Source organism: Aeromonas sp. R5-3 (genome assembly GCF_040908225.1).
Lineage (GTDB): Bacteria > Pseudomonadota > Gammaproteobacteria > Enterobacterales > Aeromonadaceae > Aeromonas > Aeromonas dhakensis.
On the sequence record NZ_JBFODH010000019.1, the window covers coordinates 146,867 to 168,599 of the forward strand.

The following is a 21,733-nucleotide window of genomic DNA, read 5'->3' on the forward strand; positions in this document are numbered from 1 at the left end:
TGACTTCGCACTCATCAAGACTGGATAGCCTATGCCCCACGCCCCCCTCTCTCCCCGTTTCCTGTTCATCCTGCTCGGCGCCCTGGCAGGCCTCACGCCGCTCGCGGTCGACATGTACCTGCCCGCCATTCCGGCCATTGCCCGGGATCTGGCCACCAGCATCGATGGTGCCCAGCTCACCATCAGCGCCTTCCTCGGCGGCTTTGCCATCGGCCAGCTGTTCTACGGCCCGCTCGCCGACAGCTATGGCCGCAAGCCGGTGATCCTGGCGGGGCTGGTGATGTTTGCCATCGCCTCGGTGGGCTGCGCCATGGCGGATTCCCTGCCGGAGCTCTTGGCCTATCGGATGTTGCAGGCGGCCGGCGGGGCGGCCGGCTCTGTGGTGGTCAATGCGCTGCTGCGCGACCTGTTCGAGAAGGAAGCCTTCTCCCGCGCCATGTCGTTCGTCATTCTGGTGATGACGCTCGCGCCGCTGGTGGCACCCGTGGTGGGCGGCTACATCAGTGCCCACAGCGACTGGCGAGTGATCTTCTGGCTGCTGATGGGGATCAGCCTGCTCATCTGCCTGGTGATGCAGTGGAAAATTCAGGAAACCCTGAAGCCTGAGCACAAGCAGCCCCTCAACCTCGGCCAGGTGCTGCGCAACTACTGGGGCGTGCTCTCCCATCGCGGCGCCATGGGTTACGTGCTGTGCGGCGCCCTGTCGAGCTCGGGCATGTTCGCCTTTATCAGCGCCTCCCCCTATGTCTACATCGAGTACTTCAAGGTGCCGACCGAGCACTATGGCTGGCTGTTCGGCCTCAACATCCTGCTGATGATGGTGGTCACCTTCGTCAACAGCCGGCTGGTGAAGGGGGTGGGCGCCGAGCGCATGCTGCAATACGGCCTGCTGGTGCTGCCGCTGGCTGGCGCCCTGCTCATCTACAACGCCTGGAGCCAGACCGGCGGCCTGTGGGGCATCGTCATTCCGGTGGTGCTGTTTGTCGGCCACATCAGCCTGGTGGGGGCCAACGCCATGACCGGCCTGATGGGCCACTTCCCGCAGTCCGCGGGCACCGCCTCGGCGCTGGCGGGCACCTTGCGCTTTGGCATCGGCGCCCTGGTGGGGGTGCTGGTCAACCTCAATCCCCCCGAATCGCCGCTGCCGATGGCCATCGCCATCGCCGGCTGCGGATTCGGCTCGGCGCTCTGCTACTGGCTGCTGACCGGCAAGCGTGCCTGAGGACCCCAAGAATGACCAAGCCCTGTCCATGGACAGGGCTTTTTTGTGTTCGCTTGCGTGTGCGTGGCCCCTCAAGGGTCCGATGAGAGTCCGCTTCGCACCAGGATCTCGCTCTCCAGCCCATCCAGGCTCAGCTGATTCTTCTTGCGCCAGTAGGCTTCAATCCCCTCCCGGCCCTGCCGCTCGGACCAGTTGGCGAGGTCTTCCCTGTCCCCCTGGTACTCATACAGAGGCACCGACATGCCACAGGAGGCCTGGACGCGCGCTATGTCCAGCAGGAAGATCTGGCGGGCCGCGACGCTTTGGGGGAAGCGTGCCAGGAACGACGACCACTCAGGGTCACTCCGATGCAGCACCCTTGCCCGGCCATAGGCCCGCAGGATCAGCGGCGCCCCCTCGAAGGCGCAGAACATCACCGTCATGCGCGGGTGTTGCAGCACATGGGCCGCCGACTCGTTGCCACTGCCGGTCAGGTTGAGCCAGGCCAGGGTGTGGGCATCGATGACCCTCAGCGAGTCCCCGCCCTTGGGGGAGAGATTGACCGTCCCCTCTGCGGCCGCCGTGCCGACGAAGAAGATCTTCTGTGCCTCGATGAAGGTCACATGGCGCGGCGAGAGCGCCTCGAACAGTTGTCCCATCTTGTCTGTCTCTCCATGATCACCCGCTCAGAACAGGGCGCTGTTAAGCCACAGGTGCGCCCCTATGCCGACCATATAGCCAAGCAGAATGGCGGGCAACCACTTGAGGTGGCCAACGAAGGTGTACATGCCCCTCGCCTGCCCCATCAGGGCCACCCCGGCCGCCGAGCCGATGGAGAGCAAACTGCCCCCCACGCCAGTGGTCAGGGTCACCAGCAGCCACTGCCCCGCGCTCATCTGCGGCTCCATTGAGAGGACCCCATACATCACGGGGATGTTGTCGATAAGGGCGGAGAGCAGGCCGATGGCCACATTGGCCAGGGTCGGATCCCCCTGGTAGAGCAGTTGGGAGGCGAGCGCCAGATAGCCCATGAAGCCGAGCCCGCCGACACACATCACCACCCCGTAGAAGAAGAGCAGGGTGTCCCACTCCGCCTTGGCTATCTTGTTGAACACATCGAACGGCACCATGGAGCCCAGGCGCAGCAACCGGGCCTCGTCGCCGGTGCGCGCGTACAGCGCCCGCTCACGAGCCAGGGTGACGGGCTGCGTCTTGCGCAGGTAAAAGCCGAAGAATTGCAAATAGCCGAGCCCCATCATCATGCCGAGCACGGGGGGCAGCGCCAGGAAGTGATGGCAGGCGACCGCGGTCACTATGGTGAGCAGGAAGAGCAGCACTATGGTGAAGGCCCCGCGTCTGAGCACCACCCGCTCGTGGCTCATGGTGGGGGCATGGCGCGGCACCATCAGGCTCATCAGGGTGGCCGGCACCAGGAAGTTCAGCAGGGCGGGCACGAACAGCAGCAGAAACTGCTCGAAGGGCACCTGGCCCGCCTGCCACACCATCAGAGTGGTGATGTCGCCAAAGGGGCTGAAGGCACCGCCCGCATTGGCCGCCACCACGATATTGATGCAGGCCAGGTTGATGAAGCGACGCTCCCCGTTGGCCACATGGAGCACGACGGTGCACATCAAGAGCGCCGTGGTGAGGTTGTCCACCACAGGGGAGATGAAGAAGGCGAGGATCCCCGTCAACCAGAACAGGGAGCGCAGGCTGAGCCTGGTACGCACCAGGCGGGCGCGCAGGGCGTCGAACAGCAGCCGGTCCTCCATGGCGTTGACATAGGTCATGGCCACCAGCAAGAAGAGCATCAGCTCGGCGTACGCCAGCAGCGTCTGGCGAAATCCCGCCACCGCCAGCGGGCTCTGCCCCTGCCCGGCATAGACGATACCGATGACGATCCAGATAATGCCGGCTGCCACCAGCACAGGCTTGGACTTGCGCAGCTTCAGGTACTCCTCCGCCATCACCAGGGCATAGGCCAGGGCGAAGATGGCCAGAGCAAAGAGGCCGGCGCCGGTGTGCGTCATGAGCAAAGGGCCGCCGTCGGCGAGCGCGGGGGCGCAGAAGAGGCCGAGGATGACCGAAGAAAACAGACGTGCAGATCCAGACATGGGGCCCCTCTCTTGGAAACCGTCTGGTTTTGAAGCTGGCAGTGGACAGGGTCACCCCCTGCCCTCTCCCTGCTCGCGCCAGGCCCGGGTGGGCGAACGCTTGCATCAGGGGCGCGAGATCAGGCGGCGCTCCTTGCCCCTGCCATCAGGGTTATTTCTTGCCAAACCCCGAGCGTTTGAGGGTGTAGCCGGCACTGTTCTGCCAGGCATCCAGCCCGCTGCGGTTGTTGCCCGCCACCAAGCTGGCGGCCAGGCTCGGGCTGTTGAACAGCTGATCGGCGGTAAAGACGAAGCCCCCTTCGCTGCGCGGGGCCAGGATCCCCTTGCCCAGCAGCTCCTGACGCAGTTCGATCACCGCCTCGCGCAGGGAAGCCGCATCCTCGCCGTTGGCGGTGGAGCCCGCCAGCACCATGAAGCCGGGGTTCTGCCGCTTGCCCACCGGATAACCGTGCGCCTCGGCTCCCTTGCCGTTGAAGTGGTAGAGCTCGCGCTCGCCCGGCTTGTTGTCGGAGAGCGCCTTTTGCAGGGTCATCAGCTCGTTGTAAATCTCGATGGGGACCACGGCAGCCTGCTTGGCGCCCTTGCTGTCGACGATAAAACTGACTTGCTTGTGTAACATCCTTGCGCATCCTGTGACCCATGGAGGCCCCTATTCTAACCACCACAGGCGAGCGGGATCCAGCCAGGATCCTCACCTCTTTTGCAGCCTTGATCACTAACTGGCATAGTGGCACTCATCCTGAGGCGAGCCGAGGGCACGTAATGAAAGCCATTGGCCATCAACCGGTTATCCCATGCTGAATCTGCGCAATCTCGGCAAGAGCTTCGATAACGGCAGCGAACGGCTGCCGCTGTTTCACCACCTTGATCTGACCCTGGCGGCCGGCGAGATCACCCTGCTGCTGGGGCAGAGCGGCTGTGGCAAGTCGACCCTGCTGAACCTCATCGCCGGCCTGCTCCCCCCGGATGAGGGGGAGATCTGGCTGGGGGAGACCCGCCTCGACAACCAGTCGGCGGACGAGCGGGCCCGCCTGCGCGGCCGCCATTTCGGCATCGTCTATCAGGACTTCAACCTGCTGCCGACTTTGACCGTGGCCGAGAACCTCGCCCTGCCCCTTGCCATCAACCAGCTTGCCCGCGATGAGACACGCATTGACGGCCTGCTGGAGCGCCTCGATCTTGCCCACAAGCGCCACGCCTGGCCGGAGCAGCTCTCCGGCGGCCAGCGCCAACGGGTGGCGCTGGCCCGCGCCCTCATTCACCAGCCGAAGTGGCTGCTCGCCGACGAGCCCACCGGCAGCCTCGATGAACACAACGCCGAGCAGGTGATGGCGCTGATGATGACGGCGGTGCGGGGCACCGGCGCCGGCCTCTTGCTGGTGAGCCACAACCCAGCCTATGGCGCCCTGGCGGATCGGGTGCTGCGCCTTGAAGGGGGCCAGCTGGTCGAGCTCAAGGGGCGCCGCCATGACTGACGCCCACCACGGAGGGCTGTGATGTTGCCGCTGCCGCTCAAGGCGCTGCTGCGCCTCTATCGCGCTCATCCCTGGCTGCTGTTGATGAGCCTGGTCGGGCTCACCCTGGGGGTCTCTTTGGTGGTGGCCATCGAGCTCTTGAACCACAGCGCCCGCACCAACTTCGTCGCCGCCCGCAGCCAGCTGGCGGGGGAAGCGAACTACCGGCTGGCGCCGGACGGCGGGCTGGACGAGCAGCTCTATGTGACGCTGGTGCGAAGCCAGCCGAACCTCGACGCCATGCCAGAGCTGCACGGCTGGCTGCAAGATGAACAGGGGCGCAGTTTTCAGCTGCTGGGGATGGATCTGTTCAACCCCGGCCCCTTGCGCCGGCTGTTTGGCGCCGCGCCGGACAATAAGCCCACCTTCTCCCTCACCCGCGCCGACAGCATCTGGCTGGCCGCCCCCGAGGCCAGGCGCCTTGGCTGGCAACCGGGCCAGAGCCGCCGCTTCGCGCTGGGTGGCGCTGAAGGGGCGCAACCCCGCCCACTGACCCTCACCCTGGCCGGCACCTTCGAGCCCGGCACCGTGCCCATGGAGCGGCTGCTGGTGACCGACATCGGCCTCGCCCAGCCCCTGCTTGGCAAAGAAGGGCGGCTCGATCGCATCGTCTTCAAGCTCAGCGAGCAAGAGGCCAGCGCCTTGCAGGCGGCCCTGCAAGCCTATGCCCCTAAGCAGCCCCTCTGGCTTGAGCCCATCAGCCCGGCGCTCGATGCCAGCCAGCTCGGCGATGCGCTGGCGCTGAACCTCACGGCGCTCTCCCTGCTCGCCATGGCGGTGGGATTGTTTTTGGTGTTCAACGCCCAGCGCTTCGTGCAGAGCGTGCGCCGCCCCCAGCTGGCCCAGCTCATCATCCTCGGCATGCCGCCGCGCCGGCTGCTGCGCTGGCTGACCCTGGAGATCCTGATCCTCGCCAGCATCGGCACCCTGCTCGGGCTGCTGCTGGGCAGCTTCCTGGCCCTGGCCCTGATGGGGCAGCTCACCCAGGCGCTGGCGGATCTCTACGGCCCCAACCCCATCGACCTGCTGCGCCTCTCCCCGACGAGCCTTGGCAAGGCGCTGGTGATCGGCCTTCTGGGGACGCTCGCCGCCAACCTGCCCGGCTGGTGGCAACTGCTGCGCCAATCCCCCCTTGAACTGCGAGAGGGCAACAGTCGCCCGCCGGCTCATCCCTGGCAACGTCGGGGGCTCGCCATCGTCATCTTGTTGCTCTGCGCACTTTGTCTATGGCGGCCAGAAACCGGGCTGGGCGGCGCCCTCTTCGTGGCCGGCGGCTGGCTGCTGACCATGGCACTCGCCCTGCCCGATGTGCTGCGCGCCGTGCTGGGCCGGCTGCGCCGACGCGAGCGCGGCCCCCTCAGCGCCCGGCTCGGGGTGGCCGAAACCCTATATCACCTGGATCGCACCGCCATCGCGGTGATGGCGTTGCAACTGGCCATCGCGGCGGCCATCGGCATCGGGGTCATGGTGTCGAGCTTTCGCTCGAGCGTGGAGATCTGGCTCGGCCAGCGTCTGGCCGCCGATCTCTATGTCACCGCCCCCAAGGGGGTGGCCGGCAGCAAGGGCGCCCTGAGCGAGCAGACCCTCGACACCATCCTCGCCGCGCCGGACGTACGCGCCGCCTCGCGCCGCTCGGTGCACCCGGCCCGCTGGCAGGGGCAGCCCATCGAGTGGGCGCAGATGGACTTTATCCCCGAGCTGAAAGCCGCCTATCCGCTGCTGGCCGGACGCTGGCCCGCCACCCCCGACGAGGTGCTGGCGAGCGAGCCGCTGACAGTGCGCCTCGGGGTCAAGGTGGGACAGAGCCTCGAGGTGAGCGGCGAGCAGGGGCCAAGCACGCTTATCGTCACCGGCGTCTATCAGGATTACGGCAGCGACAAGGGGCAGATACTGCACGCCTTCGAAGGAGGCAAGGTGCAATCCCTTGCCCTCTTCAGCCCGGATCCCGAGCACCTTGGCGACAGGCTCAGGAGCCAGTTTGGCGAGCAGGTGAACCTGTTGCCCGCCCCCGCCATCCACGCCGCGGCGCTGAAGGTGTTCGATCAGACCTTCGTGGTGACCGAGCTATTGAAGTTGCTGATCCTGGGGATCGCCTTCGTCGGCATCGGCTCGGCCTTTATGGTGCTGGGGCTGGCCCGGCGCGGCGAGTTGCAGACCCTGCAGAGCCTTGGCTTGAGCCCCCGCCACTGCCGCCGGCTACTGGTGTGGCAGGGGGCGGGATTGGGGCTCCTCACTGCGCTGTTGGCCCTGCCGGTGGGCTATGGTCTTGCCTGGGTACTGATTGAGGTGGTCAACCCCCGCGCCTTCGGCTGGCGGCTGGCCTTCGAGGCCGCCCCCTTGCACGCCGTCACGGCGCTCCTGCTCGCCCCCGTCTGTGGCGCGCTCGCCTCCTGGTACGCCGCAAGGAGAGTGGTATGAAATATCGGTTGGCGCACTGGCTCAGCCATGGCTTGACGTTCCCATTGACCAGATCCCTGTCACCGCCCTTGATTCAGCGCAGAGAAGCACAGAGAGCTGCCGCCAACCATCCCCTCTCCCTTCGGGAGAGGGCCAGAGTGAGGGAAATCTTGTCCTCTTTACGGACCCAGTGGCTCGCAGCCCTCTTGATCCCGCTTGTTGCCATAAGCGGCAACGCGCAGGCCAGCGATCTGGGGAGCATCCTTGGCGGCGGCAACGATCACTTCAAAAAGGCCCTGCCGGGTCAGTCCATCCGCCTGCCCGCGGATCACGGTGCCCACCCCGACTACCGCTCCGAGTGGTGGTATCTCACCGGCAACCTGAAAGACGAGCAGGGACGCGGCTACGGCATGCAGTGGACCCTGTTCAGGCAAGGTATCGAACAACAGATAAAGACAGACAACCCCTGGCTCACTCCCCAGCTCTGGCTGGCCCAATTCGCCATCACGGATGTGAGCAAAGGCAGCCACCAGCAGGACGAGCGCACCAGCCGCCAGGGGCCGGGGCTCGCCGGTGCCAGCGGCGGTCAGTATTGGCTGAAAGAGTGGCGGCTTACCTCTCAAGGGGAAGCGCTCTTTCCCGCCACCCTCAAGGTGCAAAGCAAGGCGGGGGATCTTGATTTGCAGGTGAGTGCCGCCAAGCCGGCGGTGCTGCAGGGCAAACAGGGCTACAGCGAGAAGAGCCCGGGCAACGCCTCCTTCTACTACTCCTACCCGCGCCTGACCATCAGCGGCACCCTGACCCTGGATGGGGAGACCCGCAACGTCAGCGGTGAGGGCTGGTTTGATCACGAATGGAGCAGCTCGGTATTGGCCGAGTGGCAATCGGGCTGGGACTGGTTTTCGCTGCAATTTGACGATGGCCGCGAGCTGATGCTGTTTCGCCTGCGCACCAAATCGGGCCGCGCCAATCCCGAGAACCGCTACGGCATCCTGATTGAGCGGGACGGCAGCAGCCGGGTGCTGAACCCTGAGCAGATCCGCCTCACCCCCGGCAAGACCTGGCGCGGCCCCAAGGGGCAGCCCTACCCCATCGAGTGGCAGCTGGAGGCCGCCGATATGACGCTCACCATCAGGGCTCGCCAGCCCAATCAGGCCATGACGGGGCGCTTTGACTATTGGGAGGGGGCGGTGTCCGTTTCGGGAGATGCCAAGGGCGTTGGCTATCTGGAGATGACTGGCTACTGAGCCCTGCCCCCTGCTTACCCTCTGGCGGCAGCCCCCCACCATCAAAAACCCCGGCCAGGCCGGGGTAACAACCCTGTGCTGTGATGGGATATCAAGACGGGATCAGGGCTGCTTGTCGCCCACCATCATCAGACCATGCTGTTCCGGGAAGCCCACCACCAGGGTCGTCTTGCGGGTATCCGGCATCTCGAATGCGGCGACGTAGGCCGTTGCCCCCTCTTTGGCCTTGGCCAGGCCCAGCATCCACTTGTTCTCAAGCGGGCTGAGATCGCTTGATGCCTTGAAGCTGCACTTGCCAAACCCGCTCAGGTTTAACTTGCTGAGCCCCTTGCCAGGCTCTGCATTGCCCTTGCCGGTCAGGGTACAGCCCGCCTTGGGAAATTCGATCTCCAGGGTCAGGGAGCCGCCGTTGTTGGTGCTGCGGATCAGCCCCACCATGGCATCGCCAAAGCCGGCGTCATCTTCCACCCGCCAGCTGTCGCTGCTGATCGTCCGGGTGGCGAGCTTGCTCACGGCAAGGTGGCCGCTCCAGTCGCGATAGAGGGCGGTGCTCTGATCCGGATCCCGAAACTGGGTGCCGGTACGGCTGAAGTCAAAGGTCCAGCGCTTGACCTCCTTTCCAGCCAGATCGGTTACCGCTTTGTCTTGAAAGCTGATGAGGTTGTGGTCGTTGCTCTGGGCATCGAGCCGCTTGCCCCGCACCGAGGTGCGCTCCAGCAGCACCGGATAGATACCATCCTTGTTCTCTTTCTGGGCAGCCTGCCCGATCCATTGCGAAGAGGTAATCGACTTGCCATCGTTCTCGACCCAGACGCCCCAGCGCTGCTCGCCATCCCCCTTGGGATAGACCAGCGCCAATACCTCCACTCCCTTGATCATCTTGAGCGGCCCCTGATCGCCATCACGGCTGAGCAGGTTTGCCTCATAGACGCCGGCATCGGGCAACGGCAGCGGCGCGCGCTTGGCGATGCTGTTGGCCGCCTTCTCGCTGTCACAGGCGGACAGGGCGGCGGTGCAGGCGATGGCCAGCATGGCCTTGTGGTGCATTCTCATGACTCTTGTTCCTTGCAATTGCTTTGTTATGTGAGGTGCATTCAATCGCCGCTGAATTTACTGGAGGAAGGGTTCGCCGGTCGACGCAAGATCTGTAACCAGCTGTTACAAGGCATTGATGAGCAAGAGATAACACATGACTTGGTTGGCCGGGCGGTGCAGCAAAGTGGGATTACAAAAACACAAGTTACGAGGCTATCAAGAGGGATGTATGCAACGGAGCATTGCAAGGCGTGGCCAGGCACTGCTGCTCAAAAAAAAACACCACAACTCACTTAACGGGGTTTTATGTATCTCTTCGCCTCACAGAATACTGTGATAAGGAATGTCAGCGTAATGGCTGAACATTAGCTGACCCTAAATATACCAATGCTACGATAAATGACCGGCATCCCATTATTAAACAAAGCATTTAAATGGCGAACCACACATATTTCCACCCATCTTCGAACAGAATAATTTATTATATCCCTCCATTCTGAAACCAATATCCGCTCACAATTCCCATCAACTAAAAACACTCCCCTCCGCAAAGAAAATTCAATGAATGCCACAGATCACTAAAGATTTAAATAAATCAAATCAATATACCCCCCCACATGGGTACTTCACCAACAATTAATCCATCTGTAGCATGACTTGTTCACATTGGAGGAAAAACATGAAAGAATTTTTGCTAATGGTATTATTTATAATTCCATCGTTCGCTAACGCAAATACAAAACTGCCATTTTCATTCATTACTGAATGTAAAAAGGTTTTTAATGTAGGTGAGGTTAAAAGAGCAGACAATAGATATTCTTGGAAAGAGGATGACTGTCAATTCCTTCCTCAAGGACAATGTGTTGGCTCTATTAGTGTGCATAGTATATGTGGTGGAGCAGAGGATGGTGTGACTGTTATGAACCCAAAACAGGCACAAGATATGCCAAATGGTGGTGTCTTATTCTACACCACATATAATAGAGAACCATGTGACTGGGGAACAGGGAAGAGTGCTCATATCGCAGTGGTATATCAATGTTTTACTCCTACCACGAAGTAAACTCTTTTTCATGAATGACTTTCCATGCAAAATTGAGAGTCCGATTTTACATTGAATTTCATATGAAATGAAAAGGATGCCTGCATATATTTAAGTCACAGTGACGAATACAAAGGCAACATGAATTACTAAAAACACTCACTCTTCTTGAGATAGCCCCCTGACAGAATATATTCTGCCGGGGGATTATTTATCTCGCCGCCTGATCCACCAGATAGAGGATGCTGTGATAGGGAACGCCGGCGTGCTGGCTGAGCCCCATTTCGCAGGTGCGGCTGTTGCTGAATCCCTGACGGCAATCCCTGGGCACCTGGGCTGGCAGGCTGGCGAGCGCGGCGGCGTTGAGCTCCGGGGTCATCAGCCCCTTGTCGCCGGCAAAGCCGCAGCACTGGATATGCTCAGGCACGATCACCTCGCGGGCACAGGCGCGGGCCACCGCCAGCATCTTATCCCCCAGCCCCATGCGCCGGCTGCTGCAGGTGATATGGAGCATCACAGTCTCATCGATGGGAGTCAGCTCAAGGTGGGGCAGCAGGTGTTCCAGCACAAAGGTAGCGGGTTCAAACACCCGAAGGCCCTTGCCGAGCGCCCCTGAGAGCAGCCGTTGCACGCAGGGGCTGGTGTCGAGCAGCACGGGCCAGCGCCCCTGCTCGCTTACCTGCCACAGGACCTCGGCCAGATCAGTACGCTTGGTCTGTGCCACCTCGCTCATCCCCTTGCTGTCATAGGGCATACCGCAGCAGAGCCCCTCGATGCCTTGCGGCACTATGACCCGGCAGCCCGCCTTCTTGAGCAGGGATAACACCACGTCCGGCAGTGACGGAGCTTCCTCCTGCTGGCCAAATACCCGGCTGGCGCACGACGGCAGATAGACCAGGGCGCGCTCACCGGATCCGCCATGGCTCCCCTCCCCTGGCGGCCAGTGATAGCGGCTTGGCCCCGGCAGGGTGGGCAGCCAGGCGGGTGTGCGCTGGCCGCTCAGATGGCGAACCCCGTTCACCAGACCTGCCAGCGTTTTCTCTCCCAATAGCTTGCCAGCAATCCCTTTGAGGCCCAGCGCACCGCGCGCCGTGCGGGTAACGCCAGCGAAGTGATCGGCGCTCCAGCGGGCGATGGGCACGAAGCGCTGGTACTTGTCAGTGCGCAACTTCTTGATCAGGCTGCCGGTGTTGATGCCCACCGGGCAGCGATCAGCGCAGAGCCCGGTCGCTGCGCAGGTGTCGATGCCCTGATAGTCAAACAGCCGGGCCAGCTGGTTGGATGGCTCATCGGCACGATTGCGGCGAGCCAGTTCGCGATAGAGCACGATGCGCTGGCGCGGCGAGAGCGACAGGGTGCGCGAGGGGCAGACCGCCTCGCAAAAGCCGCACTCGATGCACGGATCGACGATGGCATCGCTCGCCGGCATGGGCTTGAGGTGGGCCAGATGGGCGTTGGGGTCGTCGTTGATGATGACGCCGGGATTGAGCAGGCCATCGGGGTCCAGCAGCGCCTTGATGCGCCGCATCAGTGCCATCCCCTCCGGTCCCCATTCCAGCTCCACATAGGGGGCCATGTTGCGGCCAGTGCCGTGCTCGGCCTTGAGCGACCCGCCAAAGCGCACGGCGACCAGCTCCGCCACCGCATCCATAAAGGCGCCGTAGCGGGCCACCTGGGCCGGATCGTCAAAGCCCTGGGTAAAGACGAAGTGCAGGTTCCCCTCCAGCGCGTGGCCAAAGATGATGGCCTCGTGATACTCAAACTCGTCGAACAGTTGCTGCAGCCCCGCCACCCCCTCCGCCAGGCGCTCGATGGGAAAGGCGACATCCTCGATGATGACGGTGGTGCCTGTGGTGCGCACCGCCCCCACCGCCGGGAAGAGCCCCTTGCGAATGGCCCAGAGCCCGGCGCTATCGCCGGTAAAGGGTACAGAGGCGACCTGGGCGAATTCGGCGGCCATCGCCGTCACCTGCTCGCAGCGATCGACCAGCTCCTCTTTCGATTCCCCATGCACCTCGATCAGCAGGGCGCAGGCGGTTAAGTCCAGCGCCTTGATAAAGTCCGGCAGGCCGGGCTTGCCCGCCACTGAACGAAGGGAGCGTCCATCCATCAGCTCCACCGCCGCCACCGGCGCATTTTTCAGGCGCGAGGTGGCCAGACAGGCCTGCTCGGCGTCCCGAAACACCAGCAGGGCCGAGGCCTTGTGGGGGTATTCGGGCACGGTGTCGAGCACCACCTCGGCGATAAAGCCCAGGGTCCCCTCCGAGCCAATCATCAGGTGGGTGAGGATATCGATGGGGTCCTCATGATCGAGCAGGGCATTGATGGCGTAGCCGGTGGTGTTCTTGAGCCGGTACTTGTGGCGAATTTTCGCGGCAAGCGCCTCATTCGCCAGCACTTCGGCGCGCAGGGCGGCGAGCCCGGCCAGCAGCTCCGGGCGCTTGGCCGCAAAGGCGACGCGGCTATGGGGATCGCCACTGTCCAGCACGGTGCCATCGGCCAGCAGCAGGGTCATGGCGTGCAGGGTGTGGTAGCTGTTGTGGGCGGTGCCGCAGCACATGCCGCTTGCATTGTTGGCGGCGATGCCGCCGAGCTTGCAGGCGTTGATGGAGGCGGGATCCGGCCCAATCTTGCGCCCCAGAGGCGTCAGATAGCGGTTGGCATCGGCGCCGATCACCCCGGGTTGCAGGGCGATGCGCTCGCCCTCGTCCAGAATGCGATGGCCGCGCCAGCTGTCGGTCAGGGTGATGAGCACCGAATCACTCAGGGCCTGGCCCGAGAGGCTGGTGCCGGCGGCGCGAAAGGTGCACGGCAGGTTCAATTCGCGGCACACTCCGAGCACGAAGCGCACCTCATCGAGGGAGTCGAGGCGCACGATGCGCTCGGGCACCAGCCGGTAGAAGCTGGCGTCCGTGCCGTGGGCCAGCCGCAAATCCGGGTCGCTCACCAGCCGCTCCGGCGGGATGCGCGAGAGCACGGCTGCGTCAAATTCATTCCAGCGCATCAGCAATCCTCCACCAGCACCACCAAGAGACGGCTCGGGCCGTGGGCGCCGTAGGCCAGGGTCTGCTGGATGTCGGCGGTCTTGGAGGGGCCGGAGACCAGCAGCAGGTTGGTGGGCATGGCCTGCTGCCAGCGCCCGGCCGCCACCAGCCCCGCCAGGTTGTCGGCGATGGTGGAGGCCGCCAGCAGCGCGATATGGCAGGGGGGCACAAGCGAAATGGTGCGCGGCTCGCCGCTATCCGGCAGCAATACCAGCGTCCCGGTATCGGCGATGGCCCCCGCGCAGTGGGTGATGCCCGCCTGACAAACGTCGAACAGCTCGTCTTTCCAGCTCGCGAACTCGCCAGAGGGGGTCAGCACAGAGCGCCCGGCGCAGGCGGCCGCGACCGCCGCCTGCCAGCGGCCGCCCTGGCCACAGGCCAGATGCGTCACGCCTTCCCCATCCAGCCAAGTGGCCAGACCCCGGGCAAGATTTGCCTCCTTGACGGTGAGGATCTCGGCGTGGCTGGCGCTGATCCCGGCAACAAAACGCTCGCGCCGCGCGCCGTCATCAGCCCCGCGCCAAGGCTGCCAGCCATGGGGGGCGTGGGCAATGGGGGTGGCGGCGCCGCGCAGGCGGTTCAAGATAGCCTCTTTGCTCGACATCTCAGGACTCCTTCTTCTTCTGGCGCAGCAGGGCGTGCAGGCTCTGGGGGGCGGGTTTGGGGGCTTCGCGGCACTGGGTCCAGGGGCCCAAGTGTTTGGGCATCAAGCCCCGCAGGCGACCGGCCACACCGGTCGCGGCGTGATAGAGGCGCGGGTGGGTGGCGGCAAAGGCAAAGCCCTGCATGGCAAGGGTCTCTAGCCGGCTCTTGGCCGCCCCCTGCCCCGCCAGCGGTTCGTGACCGGGCAGTGCGTCGTGTTTGGCCTCCCGGCGCAGGCGCTGCAACAGGTCGGGAATGGGGATGCGCACCGGGCACACCTCGCCGCAGGCGCCGCACAGGCTCGAGGCGGTCACCAGATCCTGGGTGCTCTCGATCCCCAGCAGGTGGGGGGAGACTATCTTGCCGATGGGGCCCGGGTAGATGGTGCCGTAGGCATGGCCGCCGATGCGGGTGTAGACCGGGCAGTGGTTCATGCAAGCACCGCAGCGGATGCACTGCAGGGTCTTGCGCAGCTCCTCGTCCCGATAGGCCTGGCTGCGGCCGTTGTCGAGCAGCACCAGGTGCACCTCGTCCGGGCCATCCAGCTCCCCTGCCCGGCGCGGGCCGCTGATGACGTTGAAGTAGGTGGTGATGGCCTGGCCGGTGGCCGAGCGGGTCAGGGCGCTGTAGAGGGGCGGCACGTCGGATAAAAACTCCACCACCTTCTCGATGCCGGTGATGGCCACGTGGACTTTCGGCACAGTGGTGCACATGCGCCCGTTGCCCTCGTTTTCCACCAGACAGAGGCTGCCAGTCTCGGCCACCGCGAAGTTGACCCCCGACAGCCCCATGCCGGCGCGGCGAAACTCTTCGCGCAGGGCCCGCCGTCCGGTCTGGATCAGCTCGTCCACGTCGGTGGTAGGGGTGAAGCCTTCCAGATTGCCAGCAAAGGTGTCACTCACCTCCTGCTTGTTCTTGTGGATGGCGGGCATGATGATGTGGGACGGGGTGTCGCCGTCGAGCTGGACGATAAACTCCCCCATGTCGCTCTCAAGGCAGCGGATGCCGTGACGCGCCATCTCGTGGTTGAAGCCTACCTCCTCGCTCACCATGGACTTGCCCTTGACGATGGAGCTCACCCCGTGTTGCTGGGCGATGCGAAGGATGATGGCATTGGCCTCGGCCGGCGTCTGGGCCCAGTGCACCCGGATGCCGTTGCGCTCGCAGTTGGTTTCGAGCTGCACCAAAAGATCGGGCAGGCGCGAGAGGCAGCGCTGGCGAATCTGCTCCGCCGCATCGCGCACCGCCGCTTCTTCGGCAGGGTCGGCGAAGGCATCGCGGCGCTTGGCGCGCAGATAATCCATGGCGCCGCGAAAGTTCTGGCGCAGCACGGGGTCGGCCAGGGCCGCCTCGGCCTGGGGATGGAAGCGGCGTGGCGAATACTTGGCGTGATCACTCATGATTAGCCCCCTGTTTTTGCGCTTGTAAGCCCTGAGCCACCGGCTCGCTATGGGCGAGCAGGAAGCTGGCCAGATGGGTGGCAGGGAGCGTCTTGCCCTGATAGGCCAGGGATCCCTTGATGTTCAAGAGGCACCCCCAGTCGGCGCTCACCAGGGTGTCGGCGCCGGTGGCCAGCAGGTGGCGGGTCTTGTCCTCCACCATGGCCTGGCTGATGTGGGGATGACGCACCGAGAAGGTGCCGCCAAAGCCGCAGCACTCGCTCTCGTAGGCCTGCTCGTGCAGGGTGACACCCTCGAGCTGCCCCAGCAGGCTGCGGGCCATGGTGTGCACCTGCATCTCGCGCCTGGCCGAGCAGGAGGTGTGCATGACGATGTTCGCCTCCCCCACTGTGCGCCAACGCACCCGGCAGACCCGGGTCAGGAATTCGGTGAGTTCGAACACCCGCTCGCAAAACGCCGCCACCTCGCGGCTCTCTGGAAAGAGGCGCGCATAGTGGTGGTGCATCATGCCGCCACAGGAGCCCGACAGCACCACCACGGGCCAGGGCTCGGGGAAGAGCGCCATCTGACTTTGCGCCACCTTGCGCGCCTCCTCCTCATGACCCGAGGTGTAGGCCGGCTGGCCGCAGCAGGTCTGCTTCTCGACAAAGTGCACCCTTATCCCTTCCCGCTCGATCAGGACGATGGCATCGAGCCCCGCCACCGGGTCGAACAGGTCCACCAGACAGGTGGCGTAGAGATAGACATCGGCCGGCTTGGCCGGATAGACCCGCATTACCTTCATCACTTGCTCTCCTTTACTTCAACTGCAGCAGTGCGTCCGAGACATGGAAGCTGTACATGAGCGCCAACCCGATAAGGCCTGTGGCCAGCAGGTAGTAGAGGGTCGGCAGCGCCGTCTTGCGCAGCGTCGCCCCCTCGCGCCCCAAGAGGCCCACGGTGGCCGAGGCCGCCACCACGTTGTGGATGGCAATCATGTTGCCAGCCGCTGCGCCCACGGCCTGCAACGCCAGCATGGCGGCGGTGGAGACGCCGAGGGTCTGCGCCACCTCAAACTGGAACTGGCTGAACATCATGTTCGACACCGTGTTGGAGCCGGCGATAAAGGCCCCCAGCGCGCCTATGGTGGCGCTCAGGGCCGGGAAAAACTCCCCGACGAGCCCGGCGGCAAAGTTGGCGGTGGTCACCGGCATGCTGGCGAGATCCGCCCCGTTGACGCCGGAGTTGATGAAGATGCGCACCATGGGCACGGTGAAGATCAGCACGAAGCCGGCGCCGATCAGGGTGCGGCTCGACTCGCTCACGGCGCGGCCGAGGGGCGCCAGGGCGCGGGCCTGAATGAGGGTGGCGAGCAGGGCGCAGAGCACCAGCAGGCCCCCCGGCAGGTAGAGCGGCTCAATGGAGGCGCTCACGCCCTTCTCTCCCAAGAGATCGGTGAAGGCGAGGCTCACCGACAACAGGCTTGCCTTGAACTCCGGGCTCACCCGGCTCGCCACCAGCAGGAGCGCCAGCGCCACATAGGGGAGCCAGGCCAGCAGCAGGGACATGGGGCGGCCGGCGGCCTCTTTGAGATCGAGCTTGAGGGAGCCCAGCCACTCGGCGGGCCACTCGTTTTCGGGGGTGAAATCCCAGCTGTTTTTTGGCACCAGAAAACCGGCCCGCGCCGCCGTTACCACCAGGGCCAGCCCCACCAGGCCACCGATGAGGGACGGAAACTCGGGGCCAAGCAGCATGCCGGTGAGGGCATAGGGCACGGTAAAGGCGAGCCCCGCGAAAATCGCAAACGGCAGGATGGAGAGCCCCTCGGTCCAGCTGCGATTGCGGCCGAAGAAGCGGGTCAGCATCATCACCATCAGCACCGGCATCAGGGTGCCGACGGTGGCGTGAATGAGGGCCACGTTGGTGGTCACCTGCTGCAGGTAGATGTCCCAGCTGCTGCCGCCGGCGCTCAGGGTGTGGCCGATGGCCTGGTTATCCAGCCCCTTGTTGATGCCCACCAGGATGGGGGTACCCACCGCACCAAACGACACCGGGGTGGACTGGATCATCATGCCGAGCAGCACGGCGGCGAGCGCCGGAAAGCCGATGGCCACCAGCAGGGGGGCGGCGATGGCGGCCGGGGTGCCAAAACCGGACGCCCCTTCGATAAAGGCGCCGAAGCACCAGGCGATGATGATGGCCTGGATGCGCCGGTCTGGCGAGATGTTGGTGAAACCGCCGCGAATGGCACTGATGGCACCTGTGTGTTTGAGGGTGTTGAGCATCAGGATGGCGCCGAACACTATCCAGAGCACGGTCACCGTGATGATGAGCCCCTGCAGGCTGGAGGCGAGCACCCGGGTCGGGCTCATCTGCCAGCCCCACAGGGCGATGAATACGGTCAGGATAAAGGCGATGGGCATGGCGCGCTTGGCGGGCCAGTTGAGACCGACCAGCAGCACGGCGGCCACCACGATCGGCGAGAAGGCCACCAGGGCCAACAGGGTGTCTGTCATCATTGCGTCCTTGTCCGAGCGGTGCAGAGGCGCACCTTGTTGTTGTTTTGTTAAGCGGACGTGACCTTACCCTGTTCTTTTTTCGTGATATATGGAAATAATGAACAACATTAGTTCCAAAAATCGATAAATATGACCAGTACCGACGACCTCATTCTCTTCGCCCAGGTGGTGGAGGCCGGCTCCTTCAGCAAGGTGGCCGAGCAAAATTCCCTGACAAATTCAGTGGTTAGCAAACGGATCGGGCGCCTGGAGGAAGAGCTCGGGGTGCAGCTGCTCTATCGCACCACCCGCCGGCTCACCCTGAGCGAGGCGGGCAAGGAGCTCTATCAGGGTGCCAAAAATGTGAAGGCCGCCGCACTGGACGCCTTCGATGCGGTGGCGGGATTTGGTGAAAAGGTGAGTGGGCATGTGCGGATGTCGGTGCCCACCATCTCCGGCGAGCTGCTGCTGGCCGATGCGGTGGCCGACTTTTGCCAGCAACACCCGGGGCTCACGGTGGAGATGTCGCTGGAGAATCGCTTCGTCAACCTGGTGGAAGAGGGGTTCGATCTGGTCATTCGCACCGGCTATCTGGATGATTCGAGCCTGATTGCCCGCCACATCCTCGACTCCCAGTGGGTGATCTGCGCCGCCCCCGCCTACGTGCGCCGCTTCGGCGCGCCGCGCGAGCCGTCGGATTTGCTCACCCACAACTGCCTGCGCTACGCCTACCAAAGCACGGGGGCCTCGGAGTGGGCCTTCAAGGGGGAAGAGGGCAACTATCTGCTGTCGGTGTCGGGCAGTTTTTGCACCGACAACGCGGGGGCCCTGCGCAAGGCGGCGCTGGGGGGGCGCGGCATCGTCTATGTGCCGCGCTGCCTGGTCTATCACGACCTGATGAATGGCGAGCTGGTGGATCTCTTCCCCGATCAGGTGGGCAAGAAACTCGGGATCTACGCCGTCTACCCCTTTACCCGCCAGCCGCCGCGCAAGATCAGGTTGCTGATCGAGCACATCCGCCAGCGCTACCTCGATATCGCCCACTACTTTGGCTGACGGGGGATGGCGCTCATCCCGTGTCAACGGGGGGCTTTTTGACCCGGGCAGCAGCGTTACCTAACATGGCCTCCCCTTCAGCGCGCTGGCTCAAGCCACCAGGGTCGCCTCAAGCAGGCGGTTGGCGCCGGCTCAGCCGGGTTGGGCGGTGAGAAAGGCCAGCGACTGGCGGTTGAAGTGCTCGGGCCGCTCCACATTGCAGACGTGGCCGCAACCGTCGATGATCTCGAGCCGGCTGTAGGGGTCGCGCGCCACCTGCTCGCGCACCGGCGCCAGGAACATGTGATCCTCCTCCCCCATCACATAGAGGGTGGGAATGGGCAGGGCCCGCTCCTTGAAATAGCGCATCAGGGGGTTCACCTCGGTGGCGAGGCGAAACCAGCGCTTGAACTCTTTTTGGCACAATTTGCGCGCCTCGCGCACGAAGAGGTTGCGCGACTCCTGATGGTGCTGGCGCGGCATGATGATGAAGGCAAACAGCCGGTAGAGCCACATGTAGGGCAGGATGTGCTGGCCGAGGCGGCCGAGCTGCACCAGCACCCGCGAGCGGATGTCGAGGCGCAAAATGGCGCCGCCCAGCACCATGCTCTTGACCCGCTCGGGGCAAAGCTCCGCCAGATGGCGAATGAGGATGGTGCCAAGGGAGATGCCGACGAAGTGGGCGCGGCGAATGTTGAGGTGATCGAGCAGTTGCAGGATATCCTCGGTCACCGCCCGAAAGCTGTAGTGACCCTTGATCACCTGCTGCAGCTTGTGGGACTGGCCGTGGCCGCGCAAGTCCAGCAGCAGCACGTTGAAGTGCTCGCGATAGGCCCGCAGCTGCTTGAACCAGATGGAGGAGCTGCCGCCCGCCCCGTGCACGAAGACTACCCAATCCCGCTCGGGACCCAGCTCGAAGGTCTTGTGATACAGCATCTTGCGACTCCCTCATCGACGGCATTGGGGTATAGTAGGCGCGCATCTTAGCAGATTTTTTCACCCGACTAATACGTTTGCACCGCAAGCAGCCAGGAGCATGACCATGGAGTTGACCCGTTTGAGATCCTTTCTGCTGACCCTGCCGGGCGCTCAGGAGGATACCCCCTTCGGCCCAGAGATCCTGGTCTATCGCATCGCCGGCAAGATGTTTGCCCTGCTGGACTGGCAGGCCGAGCCGCTGCGGCTGAACCTCAAGTGCGAACCCGAGCTGGCCCTGCTGCTGCGCGAACTGCACCCCGAGGTCAAACCAGGCTGGCACATGAACAAGCAACACTGGAACACGGTCACCTTCAACGATGGCCTGGCCGACGATCTCTGGCAGGGCTGGGTGCATCACTCCTACGAGCGGGTGGTGGCCGGTCTGCCCAAGGCCAAGCGCCCGCAGGCACCCCAGCGATGAGCCCCGCCATGGCGACAGCGCCCAGGCTCGTCCGGCTGAACGAGCAGCACATCCCCGCCCTTTGCACCCTGTTCGAGCAGTCGGTGCGAAGGATAGGCCCGCAGCACTACAGCCCGGAGCAGGTGGAGCAGTGGGCCCTCGGCGCCCGTCATCCCGGCTTTGTCGGCCAGCTGCGCGAGCACCACGGCTGGGTACTGGAGCAAAGCGGCGAGCCGCTCGGTTTCGTGACCCTGAGCCAGGATGGCCACCTCAGCCTGCTCTATGTGAGCGCCGATCACCCGCGCCTTGGCTATGGCGGCCTGCTGCTGGCCGCGGCCCTTGCCGAGGCGCAACGACTCGGACTCAAACAGCTGACGACAGAGGCCAGCGCCTTCAGCTATGGGCTATTTTTACGGTATGGCTTTGAGCTGACCGGATTGGAGAGCGTGGAGCGCGGCGGCGTCGATTTTATCCGTTATCGCCTGCACTGTCGCTTGCCAAGCTAGGTCCAGCCACTAAAATACGCACAGTTTTTCCGTATTGTTGAGGATTGAGGCCGCCATGGTTGTAGAAAGCGAAGGCTATATCGCCCTGATTGAGTATCTGGTGGAGAGTCTGGGACTGTTTGAAACCCAGCAACAGAGCAGTGGTGAACAGACCATCGAAGATCTGGTGAGCAGCCGGGTGGCCGGCAACCTGATGGCCATCTGCGAGCAGAATCCGCAGCTCGATCCCAAGTTGCGCTTCGTGATCATGCAGGAAGCCGATGCGGTGGTGGCCGATCTGGAAGAGGTGCTCTCTGCCGTCTGGCTGCGCGCCCCGACCCCGGAGCAGAAAGCCTTCCTCGAAGAGTTCATCGATCTCATCAAGAACCTGTTTGACGGCGCCATCAGCTGAGCGCCGTGGCGAACGTTCGCGTCGCCGCTCTCCCACCATTCTTCGCACCGTAGAAATGAAAAGGGCCGCCTTCATTGGCAGCCCTGCTTGCTAGCATTTCAACTCATCAAGTTTTTCAATGACTTTTATGAATTTCGAGGCAAGAAATGTGTCTGGTCTTGGCCGCCGTCCATGGTGGCTACCAAGTTGGGCAAGCCTGGTTCAAATAAGTTCCTTTCCATGACACATTTTTTTATGATTTTTTCACTCTCCTGACAAAGCCCGATAAAAAGGCCGCAAAGGCGGCCTTTTTCTTTTCACAAACAATAAC

19 protein-coding genes are annotated in these 21,733 nt (G+C 63.6%); 9 read left to right on the plus strand and 10 right to left on the minus strand.

All coding sequences use genetic code 11. From position 1 onward, the window contains the following. The first annotated feature begins 31 nt into the window (after positions 1–31). Positions 32–1,222: a Bcr/CflA family multidrug efflux MFS transporter gene (locus AB5Y95_RS10370; protein ID WP_005302014.1), complete on the plus strand. Its 1,191-nt coding sequence runs from the start codon at positions 32–34 to the stop codon at positions 1,220–1,222. Positions 1,223–1,293: 71 nt separating this feature from the next. On the opposite strand, the gene AB5Y95_RS10375 is transcribed toward AB5Y95_RS10370, so the two are convergent. The 3 genes from AB5Y95_RS10375 to AB5Y95_RS10385 all read right to left on the minus strand — a co-directional run bounded on the left by AB5Y95_RS10375 (position 1,294) and on the right by AB5Y95_RS10385 (position 3,934). Next, positions 1,294–1,860, minus strand: a complete 567-nt coding sequence (locus AB5Y95_RS10375) for a pyridoxamine 5'-phosphate oxidase family protein (protein ID WP_019839330.1) — start codon at positions 1,858–1,860, stop codon at positions 1,294–1,296. Between the two features lie 27 nt (positions 1,861–1,887). Next, complete coding sequence (gene nhaD, locus AB5Y95_RS10380; protein ID WP_139398309.1) at positions 1,888–3,315, minus strand: sodium:proton antiporter NhaD; 1,428 nt, start codon at positions 3,313–3,315, stop codon at positions 1,888–1,890. A 151-nt stretch (positions 3,316–3,466) separates the two neighbouring features. After that, positions 3,467–3,934: a DUF4357 domain-containing protein gene (locus AB5Y95_RS10385; RefSeq protein ID WP_005302024.1), complete on the minus strand. Its 468-nt coding sequence runs from the start codon at positions 3,932–3,934 to the stop codon at positions 3,467–3,469. 175 nt (positions 3,935–4,109) lie between these two features. Here AB5Y95_RS10385 and AB5Y95_RS10390 point away from each other — a divergent pair, with 175 nt between their 5' ends. The 3 genes from AB5Y95_RS10390 to AB5Y95_RS10400 all read left to right on the plus strand — a co-directional run bounded on the left by AB5Y95_RS10390 (position 4,110) and on the right by AB5Y95_RS10400 (position 8,473). Next, positions 4,110–4,790 carry an ABC transporter ATP-binding protein gene (locus AB5Y95_RS10390; protein ID WP_208201325.1) on the plus strand — a complete coding sequence of 227 codons (681 nt, stop codon included), beginning with the start codon at positions 4,110–4,112 and terminating at the stop codon, positions 4,788–4,790. A gap of 21 nt (positions 4,791–4,811) precedes the next feature. Further along, positions 4,812–7,247 (plus strand): FtsX-like permease family protein, encoded by a 2,436-nt coding sequence (locus tag AB5Y95_RS10395; RefSeq protein ID WP_368160927.1) that lies wholly within the window; start codon positions 4,812–4,814, stop codon positions 7,245–7,247. Positions 7,248–7,432: 185 nt separating this feature from the next. Then, positions 7,433–8,473 (plus strand): lipocalin-like domain-containing protein, encoded by a 1,041-nt coding sequence (locus AB5Y95_RS10400; RefSeq protein ID WP_368161058.1) that lies wholly within the window; start codon positions 7,433–7,435, stop codon positions 8,471–8,473. Between the two features lie 102 nt (positions 8,474–8,575). On the opposite strand, the gene AB5Y95_RS10405 is transcribed toward AB5Y95_RS10400, so the two are convergent. Continuing rightward, positions 8,576–9,520 carry a hypothetical protein gene (locus AB5Y95_RS10405; RefSeq protein WP_368161060.1) on the minus strand — a complete coding sequence of 315 codons (945 nt, stop codon included), beginning with the start codon at positions 9,518–9,520 and terminating at the stop codon, positions 8,576–8,578. 667 nt (positions 9,521–10,187) lie between these two features. Between AB5Y95_RS10405 and AB5Y95_RS10410 the strand changes: the two genes are divergently transcribed. Beyond that, positions 10,188–10,571, plus strand: coding sequence for a hypothetical protein (locus tag AB5Y95_RS10410; protein ID WP_336290847.1), 384 nt, complete (start codon positions 10,188–10,190; stop codon positions 10,569–10,571). Between the two features lie 190 nt (positions 10,572–10,761). Here the strand turns inward: AB5Y95_RS10410 and AB5Y95_RS10415 are convergent, their stop codons facing one another. The 5 genes from AB5Y95_RS10415 to AB5Y95_RS10435 are packed head-to-tail and all read right to left on the minus strand — an operon-like array spanning position 10,762 to position 18,131. Then, on the minus strand, positions 10,762–13,554 hold the full coding sequence (locus tag AB5Y95_RS10415; protein WP_368160929.1) for an FAD-binding and (Fe-S)-binding domain-containing protein: 2,793 nt from the start codon (positions 13,552–13,554) through the stop codon (positions 10,762–10,764). Further along, positions 13,554–14,198, minus strand: coding sequence for a lactate utilization protein C (locus AB5Y95_RS10420; protein WP_368160931.1), 645 nt, complete (start codon positions 14,196–14,198; stop codon positions 13,554–13,556). The genes AB5Y95_RS10415 and AB5Y95_RS10420 overlap by 1 nt, the downstream gene beginning before the upstream one ends. 1 nt (position 14,199) lies before the next feature. Beyond that, positions 14,200–15,636 (minus strand): LutB/LldF family L-lactate oxidation iron-sulfur protein, encoded by a 1,437-nt coding sequence (locus tag AB5Y95_RS10425; protein WP_368160933.1) that lies wholly within the window; start codon positions 15,634–15,636, stop codon positions 14,200–14,202. Next, on the minus strand, positions 15,629–16,420 hold the full coding sequence (locus tag AB5Y95_RS10430) for a (Fe-S)-binding protein (RefSeq protein WP_368161062.1): 792 nt from the start codon (positions 16,418–16,420) through the stop codon (positions 15,629–15,631). Before AB5Y95_RS10430 ends, AB5Y95_RS10425 begins: the two co-directional genes overlap by 8 nt. 13 nt (positions 16,421–16,433) lie before the next feature. Beyond that, entirely contained in the window at positions 16,434–18,131 is a 1,698-nt protein-coding gene (locus AB5Y95_RS10435) for an L-lactate permease (protein WP_368160935.1), read from the minus strand. 132 nt (positions 18,132–18,263) lie between these two features. On the opposite strand from AB5Y95_RS10435, the gene AB5Y95_RS10440 reads away from it, so the two are divergent. Next, a complete protein-coding gene (locus AB5Y95_RS10440; RefSeq protein ID WP_368160937.1) occupies positions 18,264–19,169 on the plus strand; it encodes a LysR family transcriptional regulator in 906 nt (301 codons plus the stop codon). Between the two features lie 132 nt (positions 19,170–19,301). On the opposite strand, the gene AB5Y95_RS10445 is transcribed toward AB5Y95_RS10440, so the two are convergent. Continuing rightward, positions 19,302–20,084 (minus strand): alpha/beta fold hydrolase, encoded by a 783-nt coding sequence (locus tag AB5Y95_RS10445; RefSeq protein WP_005302068.1) that lies wholly within the window; start codon positions 20,082–20,084, stop codon positions 19,302–19,304. Positions 20,085–20,190: 106 nt separating this feature from the next. Here AB5Y95_RS10445 and AB5Y95_RS10450 point away from each other — a divergent pair, with 106 nt between their 5' ends. Genes AB5Y95_RS10450 through AB5Y95_RS10460 form a run of 3 tightly spaced genes read left to right on the plus strand, consistent with a single transcriptional unit; the run spans position 20,191 to position 21,423 of the window. After that, positions 20,191–20,547, plus strand: coding sequence for an MmcQ/YjbR family DNA-binding protein (locus tag AB5Y95_RS10450; RefSeq protein WP_368160939.1), 357 nt, complete (start codon positions 20,191–20,193; stop codon positions 20,545–20,547). Further along, positions 20,544–21,032, plus strand: a complete 489-nt coding sequence (locus AB5Y95_RS10455) for a GNAT family N-acetyltransferase (RefSeq protein ID WP_368160940.1) — start codon at positions 20,544–20,546, stop codon at positions 21,030–21,032. Before AB5Y95_RS10450 ends, AB5Y95_RS10455 begins: the two co-directional genes overlap by 4 nt. Positions 21,033–21,087: 55 nt before the next feature. Then, positions 21,088–21,423, plus strand: coding sequence for a DUF3802 family protein (locus AB5Y95_RS10460; RefSeq protein WP_005302076.1), 336 nt, complete (start codon positions 21,088–21,090; stop codon positions 21,421–21,423). Positions 21,424–21,733 lie beyond the last annotated feature (310 nt).

Bases quoted from the DNA above. Each gene is read 5' to 3' on its own strand.
- AB5Y95_RS10415 (WP_368160929.1), bottom strand. From the start codon at position 13,554: ATGCGCTGGAATGAATTTGACGCAGCCGTGCTCTCGCGCATCCCGCCG.
- AB5Y95_RS10440 (WP_368160937.1), top strand. From the start codon at position 18,264: ATGACCAGTACCGACGACCTCATTCTCTTCGCCCAGGTGGTGGAGGCC.
- AB5Y95_RS10450 (WP_368160939.1), top strand. From the start codon at position 20,191: ATGGAGTTGACCCGTTTGAGATCCTTTCTGCTGACCCTGCCGGGCGCT.
- AB5Y95_RS10390 (WP_208201325.1), top strand. From the start codon at position 4,110: ATGCTGAATCTGCGCAATCTCGGCAAGAGCTTCGATAACGGCAGCGAA.
- AB5Y95_RS10430 (WP_368161062.1), bottom strand. From the start codon at position 16,420: ATGAAGGTAATGCGGGTCTATCCGGCCAAGCCGGCCGATGTCTATCTC.
- AB5Y95_RS10375 (WP_019839330.1), bottom strand. From the start codon at position 1,860: ATGGGACAACTGTTCGAGGCGCTCTCGCCGCGCCATGTGACCTTCATC.
- AB5Y95_RS10385 (WP_005302024.1), bottom strand. From the start codon at position 3,934: ATGTTACACAAGCAAGTCAGTTTTATCGTCGACAGCAAGGGCGCCAAG.
- AB5Y95_RS10425 (WP_368160933.1), bottom strand. From the start codon at position 15,636: ATGAGTGATCACGCCAAGTATTCGCCACGCCGCTTCCATCCCCAGGCC.
- AB5Y95_RS10435 (WP_368160935.1), bottom strand. From the start codon at position 18,131: ATGACAGACACCCTGTTGGCCCTGGTGGCCTTCTCGCCGATCGTGGTG.
- AB5Y95_RS10455 (WP_368160940.1), top strand. From the start codon at position 20,544: ATGAGCCCCGCCATGGCGACAGCGCCCAGGCTCGTCCGGCTGAACGAG.
- AB5Y95_RS10370 (WP_005302014.1), top strand. From the start codon at position 32: ATGCCCCACGCCCCCCTCTCTCCCCGTTTCCTGTTCATCCTGCTCGGC.
- AB5Y95_RS10420 (WP_368160931.1), bottom strand. From the start codon at position 14,198: ATGTCGAGCAAAGAGGCTATCTTGAACCGCCTGCGCGGCGCCGCCACC.
- AB5Y95_RS10460 (WP_005302076.1), top strand. From the start codon at position 21,088: ATGGTTGTAGAAAGCGAAGGCTATATCGCCCTGATTGAGTATCTGGTG.
- AB5Y95_RS10395 (WP_368160927.1), top strand. From the start codon at position 4,812: ATGTTGCCGCTGCCGCTCAAGGCGCTGCTGCGCCTCTATCGCGCTCAT.
- nhaD (WP_139398309.1), bottom strand. From the start codon at position 3,315: ATGTCTGGATCTGCACGTCTGTTTTCTTCGGTCATCCTCGGCCTCTTC.
- AB5Y95_RS10410 (WP_336290847.1), top strand. From the start codon at position 10,188: ATGAAAGAATTTTTGCTAATGGTATTATTTATAATTCCATCGTTCGCT.
- AB5Y95_RS10405 (WP_368161060.1), bottom strand. From the start codon at position 9,520: ATGCACCACAAGGCCATGCTGGCCATCGCCTGCACCGCCGCCCTGTCC.
- AB5Y95_RS10445 (WP_005302068.1), bottom strand. From the start codon at position 20,084: ATGCTGTATCACAAGACCTTCGAGCTGGGTCCCGAGCGGGATTGGGTA.